The organism is Lautropia dentalis, assembly GCF_003892345.1.
In the GTDB taxonomy this organism is placed as follows: Bacteria; Pseudomonadota; Gammaproteobacteria; order Burkholderiales; family Burkholderiaceae_E; genus Lautropia; species Lautropia dentalis.
Genome location: NZ_RRUE01000002.1, coordinates 1,262,381 through 1,280,628, shown reverse-complemented (window position 1 = coordinate 1,280,628; position 18,248 = coordinate 1,262,381). Strand labels below are relative to the sequence as shown.

10 protein-coding genes are annotated in these 18,248 nt (G+C 66.6%); 1 reads left to right on the top strand and 9 read right to left on the bottom strand.

The window, feature by feature from the left end:
* Window positions 1-342: 342 nt before the first annotated feature.
* The 5 genes from EHV23_RS13145 to EHV23_RS13125 form a co-directional block, all read right to left on the bottom strand.
* The gene (locus EHV23_RS13145) at window positions 343-7,329 is read right to left on the bottom strand and encodes a hybrid sensor histidine kinase/response regulator (RefSeq protein WP_125096463.1); all 6,987 of its coding nucleotides are present in this window, start codon (window positions 7,327-7,329) and stop codon (window positions 343-345) included.
* A gap of 92 nt (window positions 7,330-7,421) precedes the next feature.
* Complete coding sequence (locus EHV23_RS13140) at window positions 7,422-9,596, bottom strand: methyl-accepting chemotaxis protein (protein ID WP_125096462.1); 2,175 nt, start codon at window positions 9,594-9,596, stop codon at window positions 7,422-7,424.
* A 20-nt stretch (window positions 9,597-9,616) separates the two neighbouring features.
* Window positions 9,617-10,150 carry a chemotaxis protein CheW gene (locus tag EHV23_RS13135; RefSeq protein ID WP_125096461.1) on the bottom strand — a complete coding sequence of 178 codons (534 nt, stop codon included), beginning with the start codon at window positions 10,148-10,150 and terminating at the stop codon, window positions 9,617-9,619.
* A gap of 1 nt (window position 10,151) precedes the next feature.
* Entirely contained in the window at window positions 10,152-10,529 is a 378-nt protein-coding gene (locus EHV23_RS13130; protein WP_125096876.1) for a response regulator, read from the bottom strand.
* Window positions 10,530-10,559: 30 nt separating this feature from the next.
* Window positions 10,560-10,985 (bottom strand): response regulator, encoded by a 426-nt coding sequence (locus tag EHV23_RS13125; RefSeq protein WP_125096460.1) that lies wholly within the window; start codon window positions 10,983-10,985, stop codon window positions 10,560-10,562.
* Between the two features lie 255 nt (window positions 10,986-11,240).
* Here EHV23_RS13125 and thiE point away from each other — a divergent pair, with 255 nt between their 5' ends.
* Window positions 11,241-11,900, top strand: a complete 660-nt coding sequence (thiE, locus tag EHV23_RS13120; protein ID WP_238990456.1) for a thiamine phosphate synthase — start codon at window positions 11,241-11,243, stop codon at window positions 11,898-11,900.
* 216 nt (window positions 11,901-12,116) lie between these two features.
* Here thiE and tfpZ read toward each other — a convergent pair whose 3' ends face one another.
* From tfpZ to EHV23_RS13095, 4 genes are all read right to left on the bottom strand, one after another.
* Window positions 12,117-13,667, bottom strand: a complete 1,551-nt coding sequence (gene tfpZ, locus EHV23_RS15340; protein WP_158615977.1) for a TfpX/TfpZ family type IV pilin accessory protein — start codon at window positions 13,665-13,667, stop codon at window positions 12,117-12,119.
* A 463-nt stretch (window positions 13,668-14,130) separates the two neighbouring features.
* Window positions 14,131-14,928, bottom strand: a complete 798-nt coding sequence (locus EHV23_RS13105; RefSeq protein WP_238990455.1) for a 3',5'-cyclic-nucleotide phosphodiesterase — start codon at window positions 14,926-14,928, stop codon at window positions 14,131-14,133.
* Window positions 14,929-14,936: 8 nt separating this feature from the next.
* Entirely contained in the window at window positions 14,937-16,871 is a 1,935-nt protein-coding gene (locus EHV23_RS13100; protein ID WP_125096457.1) for a CHASE2 domain-containing protein, read from the bottom strand.
* Window positions 16,868-18,061, bottom strand: a complete 1,194-nt coding sequence (locus EHV23_RS13095) for an FHA domain-containing protein (RefSeq protein ID WP_158615976.1) — start codon at window positions 18,059-18,061, stop codon at window positions 16,868-16,870. Before EHV23_RS13095 ends, EHV23_RS13100 begins: the two co-directional genes overlap by 4 nt.
* Between the last annotated feature and the right edge of the window lie 187 nt (window positions 18,062-18,248).

The window sequence follows — 18,248 nt, the reverse complement described above, 5'->3', positions numbered from 1 at the left end:
GCAGACCGCGCCGTTGCGTACATACACACGGGGCCATGGCAAACGCACATGATCCCCCGACTGGGCATTCTACGCTGCACCCGCGGCGAAACGTTTCTGGCGCTGATGGGATCCATCAGCGAAACAAGGGCTGTTTCCGGCGCAAAGCCAGCGATCCGGCGTCTCCGAACGGCCACGATCTCACAAGGACAGGCGGTAGGGGTGCCTTTCCGGCGCCTTCTGCGCACAGCGCAGCCAAGCCGGAAAAGTGCCCCTCCCACCTGTCTGCCAGGGCAGCCACGCAAGCCGCCCCGGCCGGGAAGAACCGCGACCGGATCACGCGCCGGCCGCCGCCGCTGACCCTCAGCTCATCACCGCCCGCGGTGCCCGCTGGCTGGCGAAGCTCTTCACGTGCCGCAGCAGCTCGTCCTCCGAGAAGGGCTTGCCGAGGAACACATCCACCCCCAGCGACAGCGCGTGGTTGCGGTGCTTGTCGGCGGTACGCGAGGTGATCATGATGATCGGCACGTTGGCGTAGTCGGCATGTTCGCGCACGTTCTTCGTCAGGTCGAAGCCGTCCATGCGCGGCATCTCGATGTCCACCAGCATCACGTCCGGAATCACCTCCTGCATCTGGCGCAGCGCATCCACACCGTCCTTGGCCAGCAGTACGTTGTAGCCCTCGCGCACCAGCAGGCGCTGCGTGACCTTGCGCACCGTCACCGAGTCGTCCACCACCATCACGGTGGCAGCCGTCTGCAGCTCGCTGGCGCTGAAGGTGGCTGCCTTGACCTTGCCCAACTGGCCGGCCACGCGGGCCATGGCCAGCTGCACCGGGTTCAGGATCAGCACGATGTCACCGTTGCCCAGCACCGTGGCGCCGGCCACCCCGGCCAGACGGGCCAGTTGCGGGCCGATGTGCTTGATCACCACCTCCTGGTTGGGCACCACCGTGTCCACGTGCAGGGCAATCCGTGTGGCACCGGCGCGCAGCACCACCACCGGCGCCACCCGCTGGGCCGAGGGTTTCACCCCCGGAATTTCCAGCAGGCTACCGAGGAAGTAGAACGGCACGCGCTCACCGGCCACTTCCACCCTGCCGGCCTGGTAGGCCTCGGTGAGCGCCTCGGGCTTCATCTGCACGATCTGCTCGACCAGGGCGCTCTGCACCGCAAACTTGCCGCCCTCGATTTCCAGCAGCACCACCTGGGTCACGGCCAGCGACACCGGCAGGTGCACGGTGAAGCAGCTGCCCTTGCCCGCCGTGGAGTCCACGTCGATACGGCCACCCAGGCCGGCCACTTCGGCACGCACCACATCCATGCCCACGCCGCGGCCGGCCAGCGCCGTCACCTGTTTGGCGGTGGAAAAGCCGGGCGCGAAAATCATCTGCGCCAGTTCACGTTCGGTGGGCTGATGCTCGGGGGCGATCAGGCCACGCTCGCGCGCCCGGGCCTCGATGCGCGGATAATCCAGGCCGGCCCCGTCATCGAGGAAGCGCATGATGACCTCGTTGCCATCCTGCGACACCTCGATGGTGAGTTCGCCCACTTCAGGCTTTCCCACGGTGGCGCGGCGTGCCGCATCTTCCACCCCATGCGCCACCGAGTTGCGCAGGATGTGTTCGATCGGGCCGGCCATGCGGTCCAGCACGTTGCGGTCGATTTCGGCCTGGCCCCCCTTGATTTCCAGGGTCACGCGCTTGCCGGTGTCCTTGCCGGCCTGACGCACCACGCGGTAGAGACGGTCGTTGATGGTGGAAAACGCCACCATCCGCACCCGCATCAGGCTCTGCTGCAGACTGCGGCTCACCTGCCCCTGACGTGCCAGGTCCTGCATGGCGGCATCCAGCGCACGCAGCGCGTTCTGCTGCACGGTGGATACGTCGTTGACCGACTCGGCCAGCATCCGCGTCACTTCCTGGAAGCGGGTGTAGCGGTCGAATTCGAGCGGGTCGAATTCGGTTTCCGTTTCGTTGGAGTGGGCGATCTTGGCCTGGATCTGGTTGTCGGCCTGAATCTCGATTTCGCGCAGCTGCAGGCGCAGGCGGTTGACGTTTTCCGTCAGCTCGTTGATGGCCGAACGGATCAGGCTCATCTCGCTGTCCAGCCGCGCCCGGGCAATGGCCACCTCGCCGGCCTCGGCCACCATGCGGTCGAGCAGGTCGGCACGCACGCGGATGACGTGCTGGGCAGCAGCCGCCGGGTTGGCAGCGGCACCGGCCATGACGGCATCGGGCAGCGCACCGGTACCCGTCTCGGCGAGCTGATGCTCATCGGCCGTACGGGCCGCGGCCGCTTCCACGGCAGCCCTGGCCGCCGCCGCCTTGGCCGCCGCTGCGGCTGCCTGGGCGCAGACCGGCACGGCCTCGCCCGTTGCTGGCGCCTCACCGGCAGCTCCCACAGCAGCGGCCGGCGATGCGGCGGTGGCCGATGCGTCTGCGCCGTCATCCATGACGGCATGTGCAGCACCCGCCGCAGCGCTGCACTGCTGCTTCAGCGTGCCGGCCTCGGCTGCGCGCTGCTCGGCCAGTTCCGGATGCAGCATCACCTCATAGGCCGATACCGCCTGGTCGTACCCCGACAGCACGGCCTCGATGGTAGCGGGCTGCACCGGCGGCTGGGCCAGCGCTTCCTCGACCTGCGTTTCCAGCTCGTGAATCATCTGGCCGAAGCGCATGGCGCCAGCCATCCGGGCACTGCCCTTGATGGTGTGGAACAGGCGCATCAGCGCCGCAGGCATCGACCCGTCGGCCGGACGCTCGCGCCATTCGCGCAGGTTGTTGTCCACCTGCGGCATCAGCTCTTCGGCCTCCTCGAAGAACACAGGGCCCAGATCCGGATCGATCTCGTCCACCAGACCGGCCAGCGGATCGCGTTTTTCCTGGGCCTCGCGGCGGGCGGCACCGAGCACCTCGGCGGCTTTCTTCAGCAGATCCTCGCCGCGCATTTCGCGCGGTTTTTCCTCGGCCGGTGCAGCCGGTTTCTGCGGCTGGGCCGCGGCAGCGATTTCCGCATCCCAGCCAGCCAGCAGGGCTTCCATGCGGGCGGCGGTTTCCGGATCGGCCGCCGGCTCGATGCGCGCGGCAAATTCGCCCAGCATCCGGTCGACCACGCCGATGGCGGCCTGCATGCTGGCCTTCATGGCCTCTGGCAGTTCGACGGAGGTTTCGCGCTGCTTGAGCAGCAGTTTTTCCAGCGAGGCAGCAATGCCACGCACCTGCACCAGCCCCACGTGACGGGTCGTGCCCACCAGCGTGTGCAGCGTGCGCACCAGCGACTCCGGCGCGCGCAGCGCATCCGACGCCTGCCAGCTGGACCAGTCCTCGTTCATGCGAACACGCGACTGGGCGGCCTCGGCGTTGAAGATTTCGAACAGCTCGGCATCGATCAGGCGCTCGCCGATGCGCACCTGCGATTCGTGCGCCCCAGAGGCGGGCTGGGCCGGTGTGGCCGATGTCTGGACAGCAGCCGTGTCGGCCTGCCCGGCAGCGGTCGGCGCCATGGCAGGTTCTGCAGCGACGGGCTCCGGTGCAGCGGGCGCTTCGGCCACAAGCGGCTGAGTGGCTGCAAATTCTGCATGGGCAGGCCCGGTGGCTGCCGCTTCGGTCGCCACGGATTCCGGACCGGACGAATCTGCATCAAACGCGTCGTCCATCGACAGTGTCGGCACGTCCAGCACGTCGGCATCGAGCGCCGAAGGGTCGAGGCCCGCCGCCGCGAATTCGGCAGCCAGATCCTCTGGCAGACCGGCCCCGAAAGCCGAAGGCTCCGCTGGTGCGGCGGGCTCGTCGATGGCTGCCTGGCCGGTCGGCCCGACCGCAGACGGCGCAATGGCAGCAGGTTCTGCCGCAGCGGCGGCCGTCTCCGGTGCCACAGCCGACTGCGACAGGGCGGGTGCGTCTGCGGCCGGGGTATCGCCACCCAGGTCCAGCAGCGGGATGTTCTCGATGTCGCCATCGGCCGCGGCGTCGGGCCAGCCGGCAGACAGGCCGGGTTCGCCAGACAGCGCGTCACTGCCGAACGACAGGCCAGCATCCAGCCCCTGGTCCACCGTTTCATCCAGCTTCAGTTCGCCACCAAACGACATGATGCCATCGAACGCCACGTCGCTGCCGAACGGCGGCGCATCGAAGGAGGCATCGCTGCTGAACCGTGGATCATCGAAGGCGGCATCGTTGCCAAATTGCGGTGCATCGAAAGACACATCGCTGTCGAATGCAGGACCACCGAACAGGGCATCGTCGCCGGATTCTTCTTCGGATTCTGTCTTCGGTTCGGGCGCGCGGACCGGATCGCTGTGCAGCTCGGCCAGATCGGTCGGCAGCATGTCGGCCTTCCAGTCGCTGGCTTCATCGAGGAAGCCTTCGAGCTGCTGGCGCACGTCCCCTTCTCCGGCCGCATGCGATACACGGGCGAAGTTGTGGCTGCTGGAGAAACCGTCGTCCTTGGCCACGACAGGCATGTCTGCCGGCACGTCGGAATCCAGCGAAATCTCATCGAATTCTGCCGATGATTCGCCATCAAACGACATGGATGATGCATCACCCAGCGTCAGGTCGCCGGACGGGCCATCGCCCAGGTTCAGGGCGTTGTCGAGGTCCAGCGTGGGCAGGGATTCGTCATCCGGGTTCAGCGCGCCATCCACCGACAGGTCGCCCGAGCCGAACGGATCGGCCGCATCCATGCCAAGGGCGGACAGGTCGGCCTGTTCTGCCACGGGCAGATCGGCCTGCTCCGGCGCAGGTTCCTGGGCAACGGCAGGTTGTACCACGGCGGGCTGGGGAGCGGCCGGTTTTTCGGTGACGGCGGATTTTTCCACTGCGGCCGGCTTGTCCGGGAAGGCGTTGCAGCGGGCCACCAGCAGGCTGGCATCCAGCACGCGGCGCGGCGCCACCTGCAGCTGTTCGGCCCAGCGGCGGAAAAAGTCGGCCCCCTCACCGATCAACTCGAACAGGGCGGGTGTTCCGTCCCTGTCCTCGGCCAGCCAGTGGTTCATCATCTGCTCGAAGGCCCAGGCGGCTTCGCCGAAGGCATCGAGGCCCACCATGCGGCTGGAGCCCTTGAGCGTGTGGAAACCGCGGCGGATGGTGGTCATCGCCTCGCGGTCATCCGGGGCGCGACGCACGATCACCAGATTTTCGGCGATGGCATCCAGCACCTCGGTGGCTTCCATCATGAAGATTTCGTGCAGCTCGGCCTCGTCGGGCGACAGTTCCACGCTGCCGTCTTCCAGCACGCCTTCGGGCAGTGCGGGTTCGGTGGATTCGACCGGAGCGGGCTCTGCCGCGGTTTCCGCAGCAGCGGGAACCTGCACAGTGGCCGCAGTATCCGTTGCCGCCGCAGCAGCAAACACATCTTCGGCCACCAGGCCTGCAGCAACCGTACCTGCGGCCACAGTCCCGGCAGCAGTCATTTCTGCCGCAACCATGCCATGCATGGCAGGCGCTGCATCTTCGGTGACACCGGTCATCCGGGCGGCTGGCGCCTGCGCAACCGGTTCCGTGGCAGCGGCAACCGCCAGGGCTGCATCGGCTGCCGCAGCATCGGCGGCAGAGGTATCCGGCGCAGCCTGATCGGCCGCGGCGCGCGAACCATCGGCGGCGTCGGCCAGCGACAGCCCTTCCGGTACGCCCTCTTCCGCCACGGTTTCTTCGGCCACCAGCGGCAGCGACATGTCCTCGAACAGCATGCCACGGGCTTCATCGAAGCGGAAGCGGCGGGCACGCCCTTCGGACTGCAGCAGGGTTTCGACGAAGAAGCCCACCGAACTCACGCCATCGGCCAGCCGACGACGGCGAGCATCGTCCAGCGACACGCGGGCATGCACCACATCATCGACCTGGCGGATGATGTCGCGGCAGGCCGTGGCGGCATCGCGAAATTCCAGCAGCGTGAACACGGCGGCCGTTTCCAGCAGCAGCGGTTCGACACCTTCCAGCCGCGACACGGCGGTCTCATCCCGGAAATAATCGTCCAGAGCCTGTTCGCAGGTGCTCAGGTTGTGCTTGAGTTCACCCACGAAGGCCGACTGGGTCATCCGTTCGGACGCCTGGCTCGACAGCGCCACCAGCCAGGGCAGCGGCGTGGGGTCGAACGTCTCCGGATGGGCCAGCAGGCTGCTGATGCGGGTGGCCAGTTCCTGCGCCCGGTCGTCATACGACGGGTTCGAACGCAGCGCACCGGCCAGCGCTTCTTCCATGAACAGCACGGCGGTGGCCACCTCGATGGCCAGCATTTCGCGCACGCGCCCTTCCACGCTGCCCAGCGCCTGCGGCATGGTGGCCAGCGTCCTGCCCAGCATGCCCAGCCCGGCGTAAGGGGTCTGGGCCAGCGCGCGGTTCAGGGTGGTGACGGCGTCGGCAAAGGCCTGCTCTTCGCCCTGCGTGCCGCCGGCAATCTTTTCCCACGAACGGTGAATCTGCGTCAGCGCCTCGCGGGCTGCGTGCAGGGTTCCCGGATCGGCCAGGCCGTAACGCGGCCGGTCGTAACCGGCGGGCACCAGCACGTCCAGATGGAAATGCCGGCGCACCTCGTCGATGGCCGGCGAGCCCGCACCGGCCTGGGCCAGCAGCAGGAGCAGTTCCTTGATGAACTGGGCCGGCACCTCGGCCTGTCCGGTGAACAAGTGGCGGTTCTGGATGTTGATGCGCCCCACGGCCCGGCGGGTGGCCAGGTCGACCTTCAGGGCACCATGTTTGATGCCGTCGATCAGTGCATACGACAGCCAGTAGAACAGGCGTGCACCTGCATGCGGCTGGTAACGCAGCAGGCGGGCCATGGCTTCGTGCAGGGCATCGACGGCCGCCACCACGTTTTCACCACGAATCAGCGCCGGCAGTGCACGCTCGAAATAACGCGCCGCGTGCTGGGCACGCTCCTCGCGGTCGGGGGCGTTGGAGAGCTGCGCACGCACGGCAGCCGGCAGCGAGCGGTCCAGATCGATGTCGAACAGCACGGTCGGGTCGGGCTGCAGCACCTTGCGCACCCCGACCAGATCGCGGTAATACGGATACAGCACCAGCGCCGGCACCATCACGCCGCTGGCCTGCATGTCCTCCAGATATTCGACCACGGCGCGCAGCACCTGCTTGAGCGTGGCGATGTTCTGCGCATCCGGATGTACGGTACCGGCCTCGAAGGCCATCATCACCTGCTCGGCCTCGTCGGTCAGCATGGTCACGCCCGGCAGGTCGGCCACCTGCAGCGCCCCGTGCGTCTGGTGCAGATGCAGGCGTGCACGCTTGATGGCGTCCTGGCTGTGCGGGCTGGCCAGCAGCTCATCCAGTGCCTGCGCAACATGCTGCAGCGATTCCCGGATCTCTGGCACCGTCCAGGACAGGGTCATCATGTCAATGTTGTTGCTGTGTTCCACCCGGTCACCCTTTTCCAATCAAACTGTGCGCCGCCGGCCCATCCGGAAAGGCGCTGGTCCTGCATTTCTCAACCCACCCGGAAGCGGGCCACCGAATTCTTGAGTTCACGCGCCAGTTCCGAGAGCTGCAGAATCGAGCCCGCCGTCTGTTGCGTGCCTTCGTTGGTCTGGCTGTTGACCAGCAGAATGCGCTGGATGCTCTGCGCCACCGACGAGGCCGAGGCGGCCTGGTTTTCGGTGGTGCGCGAGATGCGCATGATCAGATCGGCCAGTTCCTGCGACACCTGACCGATGCCGATCAGCGCCATGCCGGCCTCATCCGACAGCTTGGCCCCGCGCACCACACCCTGCGTGCTGCGTTCCATGGCGGCCACGGCGTCGTGCGTGTCGGTCTGGATGGCCTTGACCAGCGCGGAAATCTGCCGGGTCGCCTCGGCCGAACGCTCGGCCAGGCGCTGCACCTCTTCGGCCACCACCGTGAAGCCGCGACCGGCCTCCCCGGCCGATGCGGCCTGAATGGCGGCGTTCAGGGCCAGCACGTTGGTCTGTTCGGTGATGTTGGAAATCAGCTCCACGATCTCGCCGATTTCCTGGCTGGATTCACCCAGCCGCTTGATGCGTTTGGCGGTGTCCTGGATCTGCTCGCGAATGCCGCCCATGCCGGCAATGGCGTTCTGCACCGCATCGCGGCCACGGCTGGCGGCCGACAGCGACTGGCGGGCCACCTCGGCCGATTCCGAGGCAGAGGCCGAGACCTGCTTGATCTGCGCGGCCATGTTCAGCACGGCCTCGCCGGTTTCACGGATTTCGCGCGACTGTTGCTCGCTCACGGCCTGCAGGTGCGAGGCCGTCACCTGCGCACTGGCCGACGCCTCGGCGACGGCGGCCGCGGTGCGGTTGATCCGGCCCACCAAGCTGCGCAGCTCTTCCACCGTGTAGTTGATGGAGTCGGCAATGGCACCGGTGATGTCGTCGGACACGGTGGCCTGCACGGTGAGGTCGCCGTCGGCCACTTTCTGCAGCTCATTCATCAGGCGCAGAATGGCGGCCTGGTTCTGGTCGTTGATGCGGCTGGCTTCCTGCTCCAGACGCTCGGCCTCCAGACGCTTGTCGATCGAGCGGTCGGCCTGCAGCTTGGAGTCGTCGTAATAGGCCTTGCACAGCAGCAGCAGCGACAGCACGGCCGCCGAGGCAAAGCCCAGAATGGCCCACTGTACCGACGACTGCACATTGCGCCCTTCCACCAGCATCGAACGCAGCGCATTGGCGGTCTGCGTCAGCTCATCGCTCTTGTTGAATACGTCCAGCCCCGCATGGCGGGCCTGCTGCAGGGCGGGCAGCGCTTTTTGCGCCTCCAGCGCCAGCTTCACGAACTGGTTGGCCAGCGGCTGTGCCCTGCGCAGCCCCTCGCGCGCCTCGGCATTGCGGATGGCACTGGTCTGGCGCGAGAAATCCCCGTTCAGCGCCGTTTCCACGGTCACGGCGAAATTCTCGATGGCATCGGCCAGCGCCACGGCATCACGTCCGTCGTAGGCGCCGTTGCCATGCATGCGCAGGATTTCCCCCATGATGGTGCGACGCTGGCTGCTGAGTCTGGCAAACAGCAACTGGTCGGGCACACTGCTGCTGCCCTCGCGCAGATTGGCCGCGGCCGCATGCTGGGCGGCGCGCAGGTCCCGGTCCACGGCCGAGATCTCATTGACCAGTTCGGCAAAGCGCACCAGCACGGGCTGGTATTCGATCAGGGAATCCACCGATGGCGACACATCGGCCCAGGCCGTCCCGAAACGGCGTGCCTCGGCATCCAGTTTGTCGGGCAGCGGCGGCACATGGAAACGCCCCACGTCACCGCCATTTTCCAGCGCGCTCACGGCACCCGACAGATAATCGCGGCTGCTGGTGAGCTGGCCATAGGCCTGCACGTTGCCGCGCACCGCCATGTTGGCCGCCTTGGCCAGGCGCTGCGAGTGCATCAGCGTGTCGCCCACCACCTCGTTCTGCATGGCCTGGGTACGGTCCTGCTGGCGCTCGTAGACGCTCAGCGACACGGCCACCCCCACGGTCGCTGCCAGCGCACCCAGCAGAATGACCGACTGGGCCTTCAGGTTCAGCCGGCCCAGCAGGGGCGTGGGCCGCACACGCGCGCGGGCGTGTGCGGCTCTGGTTGCCTGGGACGATGATGGTGTCGGGCCGTTGGCCGGCGTGGCGCCTGCAGACACCGGTGACGAGGTCAAAGCGGACATTTCCCCTATCCTTGTTCTTGTCAGCGGCCCACCATCAGGAAGGCAGAAGCTGCAACCAGTTTGGAAAGATTCAGGCGGCGCCAGATCTGCCCTTCACCGTCGCGGTAAAGCTCGGTCAGCCACGGCTTGTCGAGGGCGGGCTTTTCGTCGAGCGGCGTCATGGTGGCGCTGTTGCGCAGGCCGAGCATGCGGGTCACGACCAGCGTGGCATTGAAGGCCAGGGCCGGCGACATCGTCAGCAGGCGCGACTCCTTGGAGAGTGGCGTGAAGCTGCCACCCATGAAACGGGCCAGATCGACCACCGTGAAGAGCGCACCGCGCACGTTCACCACACCGAGGAACCAGTCGCGGGTCAGCGGCACCTGCTGGATCGACGACGGTGGCACCGGCACGATCTCGCCGGCCTCGGCCAGATCGACCAGATAGCGGTCCTCACCCACCATCAGGGCCAGATGCGAGGATGAGGCGGAACTGCCCGCGGCAGACTGCGGTGCAGCCGTACCGGCCGTCTGCGCGGCATGCTGGGCATGGCCCACGGCTTCGGTCACGCTCATGTCACTGCTCCTCCATGGCCAGGCTGGAGATCTTCGAGAGCAGCACGTCCGGCTCCACCGGCTTGACGATGTAGTCGCGTGCGCCCTGGCGCAGGCCCCAGATCCGGTCGCTCTCGGCGTTCTTGCTGGTACACAGGATGACGTGCACATCCTTCATGGCAGGGTCCCGGGCAATGGCGCGGGTGGCCTGGAAGCCACTCCTGCCGGGCATGACCACGTCCATGATCACCACCGACGGACGTTCTGCCTGGACCTTTTCGAGCGCCTCATCACCATTCTCGGCCGTGATGACCTCATAACCTTCCTTCACCAGCACCGAGGCCAGGAAAAAGCGCTCGGTGGGCGAATCGTCAACGATCAGAATCTTGCGTGCAGTCAGCGCGTTCATGCTGTCTTCTCCCCCCTGCCCTCACTGGGGCATGGTTGCCGTGACCAGCTCCGGTTCGGAACGGCGGCTGTGCTCCTGCACGCATTTGAGCAGGCTGTCCTTCGTGAACGGTTTGGTCAGATATTCTTCCGAACCGACCAGGCGGCCACGGGCCCGGTCGAACAGACCGTCCTTGCTCGAGAGCATGATGACCGGGGTATTGCGAAAGCGCGGGCTCTTTTTGATGAGTGCGCATGTCTGGTAGCCGTCCAGACGCGGCATCAGCACATCGCAGAAGACGATGTCCGGCCCGTGATCGGACAATTTGGCCAGTGCATCGAAACCATTCTCGGCCAGCACCACCACGCAGCCGGCCTGTTTCAGAAAGATCTCCGCACTGCGACGGATGGTGTTGCTGTCGTCGATCACCATCACCGTCAAGCCGGCGATACTGTTGCTGCCGTTCATTTCCTGCCCTCAAGTACAGTTCACAGACCCATGGCGGACGGCTCATCGGTCACTTCCGGCTATTAAAGGGAAGAATGTCACGGGCCGCGCCCCATCTCCGACGAGCCCGCCATGGTGCCGGACCAGTGGTTGACGGTGTGGATTTCGCGCTGTCTGGTGTGGACGGGTGAATGCCTGGATGCAGTGGGTGCGATGTATGTTGATACAGGCTAAGATGCGTTCATTCCCCACGTACTCCCCATTCCGGAAAATCCAGTGACCACTGCCCCTTCATTCCCCCCTTCCCCGCTGCGTGCGCGCATCCATGGTGTGTATGGCATCACGGCCGAGCAGCCCGACACGGCCCGGCTGCTGCAGGATGTGGCGGCAGCGCTGGAGGCCGGCATCAGGATCATGCAGTACCGGCAGAAGCACGCCCCGGCGACGCAACGGCGCGAGCAGCTGCAGGCGCTGAAGGCCCTGTGTGCGCAGCACGATGCACTGCTGATCGTCAACGATGACTGGCCGCTGGCCGCGGCCCTGGGCATCGGGGCCGTGCATCTGGGCGAGGACGATGGCGACATTGCCGAAGCCCGCCGGGCGCTGGGGCCGGAAGCACTGATCGGCGTGTCGTGCTATGCCAGTGTGGCGCGGGCGCAGGCACTGGCGCCGGTGGCCGATTATCTGGCGTTCGGAGCGCTGTTTGCCTCGGGGACCAAGCCGCTGGCGCGGCGGGCATCGCTGGACCTGTTCGGTCAGGTGCGCGCATTGCAACTGGGACTGCCGCTGGTGGGCATCGGGGGGATCGATGCAGGCAATATCGGCACGGTACTGGCAGCCGGGGCCGATGCCGCTGCCGTGATCGGATCCCTGTTCGGGCAGGGCGATGTGGGAGCGGCGGCGCGGGCGCTGGTGGCGGCGGCCGGGCGCGGATAGCGGCACAAACGCTGGTGGCAGCCAGAGAAAACAGCGCGCTGCCCGGATGGCCCCCCGGAACAGCCCCATCCAGCCAGGATACGGCTTCAGATGGCAGGATCAGGAAACAGCAGGCCGGGTGCCATCCCCCGTGCCAGATACAGGTTGATGCGCCGGCAGGTTTTCCCTGCAGGTGTTACCAGGGCCTGAGTGGCAGATGAGATGTCCCGCTGAACGTTACCAGGGCTTGAGCGGCAGGATGGTGATCACGTGGCCATCTTCGCGCGAGACCAGCACGCTGGCATCGCTTTCCTCGCCCTTGAGCGGCAGATAGCCGATCTGCGCCTGTGACAGGCCGCTGTCGCGGATGGCCTCATCCAGCACGGTCAGGCCGTCCGAATTCAGCCTGCGCAGCGTGTCGAGGTCGAGGGCGCGGTTTTTCACACCGTCCCGCTGGTTGTCCAGCGACTCGTACCACTGCGGAAAATGCTGCAGGTCGCGGCCGCCGAGGGCCGATTCCATCAGCACGTCCTGACGGGCCTTTTCGTCGGCAGGCGGTTTGGCGGCTGCCCAGACCGGTCCCAGCAGCGCCGTTGCGGCAGCGGGATTACCGGCAGCCTTCTGCAGGTCTTCGGCCTGCAGGTCGGCCTTCGACACAGCCTCGAAGCGGTCCTTCACGAACACCAGATAATGCGGCCGCCCTGCCTCCACCGTGTGCAGGCCATAGCCCAGGGCTGCCAGCTGCATGACGCCTATCAGCGCCAGATCGGCCGGCAGGCTCTTCTTGCGGCGGTCGAAGACCAGAAACGTCATGATCGGCCCAAGGCTGACATCCACCGCCAGCAGCAGCACGAGAATGGTGCCCACCCCGGCCACAGCCGCCAGCGGCCCGGCATACCAGAAGGCATACACCAGCACCAGCACCAGGCAGGCGATCAGCACCGACAGGCTCAGATGGCATCCGGCCGCGACGAAACGGGCGCGCAGGGCCTGCCCCCGCCAGCTGTCGCGCCAGGGAAGTTTCTGGCGGCGGGGGCCGGCGCCTCCGGCCCCGATGCCAACCCCGATGCCAACCCCATCGCCAGCACCAGTTCCCGCCCCGGCACCAGCCGCAGCTCCTGCACCAGCACTCACGCCGGCACCGGCATCATCGCTGGTGGACGCAACCCCAGACACCACGCCACCGGTGCGCCGGGGTGGCTGCCAGCGGGTATCGTCACCCACGAAACCGGCAGGCTCCGATGACATTGAAGGCCCCGGTACCATGGACATGCCAGCGCCCATGGGCATGTTCCCCGCCATGGAATCTCCCGCCCCCAAGGACGCCCCTGCAATCCAGGGCGCACGCGAGGCGCGGGAAGTGCGTCCCCCCCGGGAAGCGGGCGAGGCCGTGAATGGGTCCATCCCCTGCCCGTCCGTGTCGTCTTCCTCCAGCGGCGACAGACCACCGATCTGGGTATCGATCCAGGGCTGCGCGGCCGGATCCACATCCGGCAGCGGCTGGGGCGAGGTGACGAACGGGTTGTTGCCGGTATCGGCACGCATGCTGTCCGACATGACCACGCCGGTGCCGACCCAGCGGGTATCGATGATGCCCGCCTCGGGGCGCCCCCCCATCGGCGCAACAGCCGTTGCGGCTACGGACGGAAGCGAACCGGCTGCAGGTACCCCCGAAGGGAAAACATCGGCCGAAGCGCCGGTGCCAATGCCGGTGCCGGTGCCGGTGCCGGTGCCGGTGCCGGAGGCAGCATCGGCCGATGTGGCCGGTGCCGCGGGTGCGAAAGGCATGGCAGACGATGAAGGGCTTTGCGGCTGCATCGGGGTCGAATCCTCGTTCCGTGGGCAGAGGTGGCGCATGTCATGGATTCATTCGTCCCCCTGGGCATGCAGGGCAAGGCGGCCGGGCCGCAGAATCCTCGATGGCTTCAAGGCTAGCGCGCAGCGTGCCGATCTTTGAGGGGGCAGCGGATGAACGGCCGGCACGGGCGGCTGTTGCCGGTCCGGGCCGATGGCGGGAAGACAACAGGGTACGTCGTGGAATCATTCATCCCCGCGCAGACTCCGCCCCAGTGCTGACCCATTGTTGACCCGGTGCTGACAACGGACCTGATACAAACAGACCTGATACAGGCAGCGCCCCCGCTGGTGCCCGCGCCGGCCGGATGGCAGAGCCCCCACAGGTGCCAGCTCCGGCCGGAGAGCGGGGGAATGGCACGTGCCATGGATTTGCCGCCCTGCGTTGCTCCCCACCTCAGTCGATGTCGAGCACGTCCCCGGTCTGCAGGATGCGCGGCTGGAAACGCCCTGCCCACGCTTCGATCTCGCGGGCGATCTGTTCCCGGTCGGAGGGTTTGAGGTGAGTGATGCAGAGCTGGGGATCGACACGCATCCGGTTCAGCTCCTCGGCCAGCTGGATGGGGTGCAGATGCTTGGCCGTGACGGCCAGATCCCGCTCCCGGTTGGCAAAGGCGGTTTCCAGAATGAGATAGCGCAGATCGGCAATGCCGTTGACGGTACGCCAGAATGCATCGTTGGGCAGCGTATCACCGGAATAGACGAGGCTGCCCTGCTCGCAGCTGATGTGAAAGCCCAGCGCCGGCACGGTGTGGTTGGCCCCGATGGGACGGATGGTTCGGCCACCGATGGTTACGGGGTTGTCGACCTGCAGCGGGCTGTAGACCATCCAGGGGTGATCGAAGTGCGGGATTTCGGTGAAGTCGGGCCAGATGACCCAGTTGAAGATGTGCGCCTTCAGTGCGTGGATGGTCTCGGGCAGCGCATGGACCGTGACGGGGCGCTCGCGACTGCTGCCGACGGTGTCGAGCATCAGCGGCAGTGCGCAAATATGGTCGAGATGCGAATGAGAGATAAAGACGTGATCGATACGGCGCAGCTCATCCACCGGGAGATCCTCGACACCGGTACCGGCGTCGATGAGGATGTCCTGGTCCAGCAGGAAGGAGGATGTGCGAAACGGTTTTCCTGCCTGGCCCGCCGTTCTCGGCGAGCCACCGAGTCCACCGCTGCAGCCGAGGATCTGGAAGCGCATGAACCGAATTAAAGCATTGTCCCGGCCTCCGGCGACGCCCTGTTGACATAGCGTCTCGGACAAAATACACGCACCCGTTCCGTCCTGCCCGGCACCTCCGCCTCGCCCAGCGGAACCAGCTCCACGCAGATGACCTGGCGGGCCGTCATTTCGCCCAGCAGCACCGGCAGACCGAAGTGTTTGGTCAGGGCTTCGAGGCGGGCGGCAAGGTTCACGGCATCACCAATGGCGGTGTAGGTGCGGCGGATCTGCGAGCCCATGTCCCCCACCCGGGCGGTACCGGAGTTGATGCCGATGCCGATGTGCAGCTCGGGCCAGCCGCGGCGGGCGAAGTCGCGGTTGAGTTCGGCCACGGCATCCTGCATGGCAATGGCGGCCACGACGGCATGATCTTCCTGCTCGTGGTCATCCACCGGCGCGCCCCAGAAGGCCATGATGGCGTCGCCGATGTATTTGTCGACCGTGCCATGGTAGGCGTGGATGACTTCGGTCATCCGGGTCAGGAAGGTGTTCAGGTATTCGCGCAGCACCTGCGAATCCATCGATTCGGCCATGCGGGTGAAGCCCCGGATGTCGGCAAACAGGATGGTGATCCGCTTGTTCTGGCTTTCGATGGGGTAGGCGTCGGGGTTGCGGGCCATGCGCTGTACCAGCTTGGGCGAGACATACTGCCCGAAGAGTTCGACCACGTCCCGGCGCGCCTTGCTCTCGACCAGATGTCCGGCCGCCAGATTGATCACCGCGATGACAGCCACCGCCACCACCGGCGCCGCCACCGGCAGCACCCAGCCCTGCAGGGTAAAGAGCAGCGCATTGACCAGCAGCAGGGCCAGCACCACCCCCGCGCCCAGCAGCATGATGCCCAGTGCCCCCAGCCGGGGCATCCACAGCGCCGCCAGCCCCACCAGCACCAGCGTAATGGCGGCCATGGTGTAGGCGGCATGCCAGGGAACATAGGGCATGTGACCGTTCAGGGCGCCGGCAATCAGCGTGGCCTGCACCTCGACACCCGGTGTGTTGATGCTGACCGGTGTGGTGTGACGGTCGCCGATACCGGGTGCCGAGGCCCCCACCAGCACGATGCGGTCACGGAAGCGGGCCGGATCGACCCGTCCCTCGATGACATCGGTGGCCGAGACGTATTCGAAGCGGCCGGCATGCGGCCCGGCGCCCCCGGCAAAGGGCACGCGTGCCGTGAGGTCGGGGGCCAGCGTCAGGCGCGTCTGGCCGGACAGCGACAGGACATGCCCATTCAGCGTGATGGGCGGATTGTCTTCGTACACGCGCAGGATGGCCAGTGCCAGCGACTCGTACATCTGGCCGTTGAACAGGGTGAGCACGGGCACGGAACGGACCACACCGTCCCTGTCGAGCTGGGCATTGTAGAAGCCGCTGCTGCGGGCGGCCTCTCCCAGCCGGTCGAGATTGGCGCCAAAGCCATCCCACTGCGGCAGCAGGGTGCCATCGAACAGGTTCCCCTCGAAGACGGCACCGGGCAGATGGCCGATCCGGTGGGCGCCGGCATGGCGGGAGAAGTAATAGCCAAGGACCACCGGTCGTCCCTGGATGGCCCGGGCGAGCACGCCGTCATCTTCCGGATCGGGTTCGGCAAAGACGATGTCGAAGCCCAGGACCCGGGCATGACCTTCATCGACGATGCGTTCGACCAGCCGTGCCAGGGTCCGGCGGGGCCAGGTCCAGCGCCCCTGTTCCTGCAGGCTCTTTTCATCGATGTCGACGACCAGCACCCGCGGCTCGAAGACGGTGGGCAGCCAGCGCAGCCGCTGGTCATGGGCGAGGCGGTCGAAGGTGTGCATGCCGGGCAGCGATACATGGCCCAGCAGCACCATGATGGCCACGCCGGTGACGAGAACGCCCAGCATCGCCGTCCACAGCCGGAACGAGCGCAGCAGGGCGTGGACGTACTGGGCGACGCGGTTCATGCCGCGCCCGGGGTGCACTGGCTGAACTGGATGATGGTGCCGTTCAGCTCGATGAGGTCATGATTGCGCAACGGGTGGGCACCGAGACCGATGGATTCACCGTTGACCAGCGGATAGGCCTGCCCTTCCACATGCGTAAGGAAGAAGCCACCTTCCCGGCAGCTGACCACGGCCACCTGCCCCACCCCGTTCCGGATGCTGACGATGGGGCGGTCGATGACCAGCAGCCGGCCGGCATCGTGCCCGCCCAGAAAGCGCAGCGAGGCGCCCCGGTGTCCGGCACCGTTGTTGAGCGCCGGCCGCACGCGTGGCATCGGGGGTGGTGCGGGCGGCAGGGTCGAAGGCCCCAGCGGCGAAGACAGCGAGGATCCAGGATGAGAGGAGCCCAAGGCTGTGGGTGCCAGGAGCGAGGGGCCAAGGGGCGTGGGCGGCAGGTGTGGCACCCGGCTGAAGCCTTCGGTGAAGCCGGCCGGGGCGCCCGAAGTCCTGTCAAGGCCGAAGCTCATGTCAGGGCCGAAGCCGCTGAAGGTGCCGGATGCGCCCGAACCAGACGGCGCATGCGGATGGAGGGAGGAGCCCGTATCGGCCCCTGGGGCAGGAGCGCCCGGCACCATGGCATCACCAGGCAATGCAGTATTCCCCGGTATCGAAGAGGCGCCTGATGCTGCAGCCCCATCCGGCTCCTGATGGGGTGCAGCACCCTCCGATTCCTGACGGGGTGCAGCACCCTCCGGCCTGAAGAGGTCGGGTGTCAGGCGCTGGAGCAGCCCCGGGGCGCCCAGGGAAAGCTGGGGAAAGGGCGTCGCCACCGCCTGCTGCGGCGTACCGGCGCCCTGCCCTTCATTCGCGAGATTGACGGTACGATGCTGGCTGTAGACCAGCCGATAGATGCCGATGTCGATGCAATCGCCATCGGACAGCAGGGCCCGGGCGACGGGACGGCCATTGAGCAGCGTGCCATTGCGGCTGCCGAGGTCCTGGATGACCACGTCCTGCAGCCCCACCAGCAGCACGGCGTGTTCGCCGGAGACGGTGAGGTCGTCCAGCACGAGGGTATTGGTGGCCCGGCGGCCAATGGTGGTACGCGACAGCGTGAGCCAGTAGGTACGCAGCGGGCTGCCTGCCACCGACAGGGACAGTTGTCCGAATTCCTGTGCGTCGTGCGCGCCGTCCTGATGATCAGCACTCATCCCGTTCCCCTGACCAGCAGGTTGTGTCCAAGCCGGGAATACGGATGACACGGTCATGCAGCAGGCAGTGGCTCTGCCTGACAGCGCATCGTAGGTGTGCATCCCTTCCCTGGCGCGCCCATTGTCGGTACGCGGCGGGTGATGCGGAACGGGCCGCATCCAGACGGCTGGCTGGATACGGTGAGTG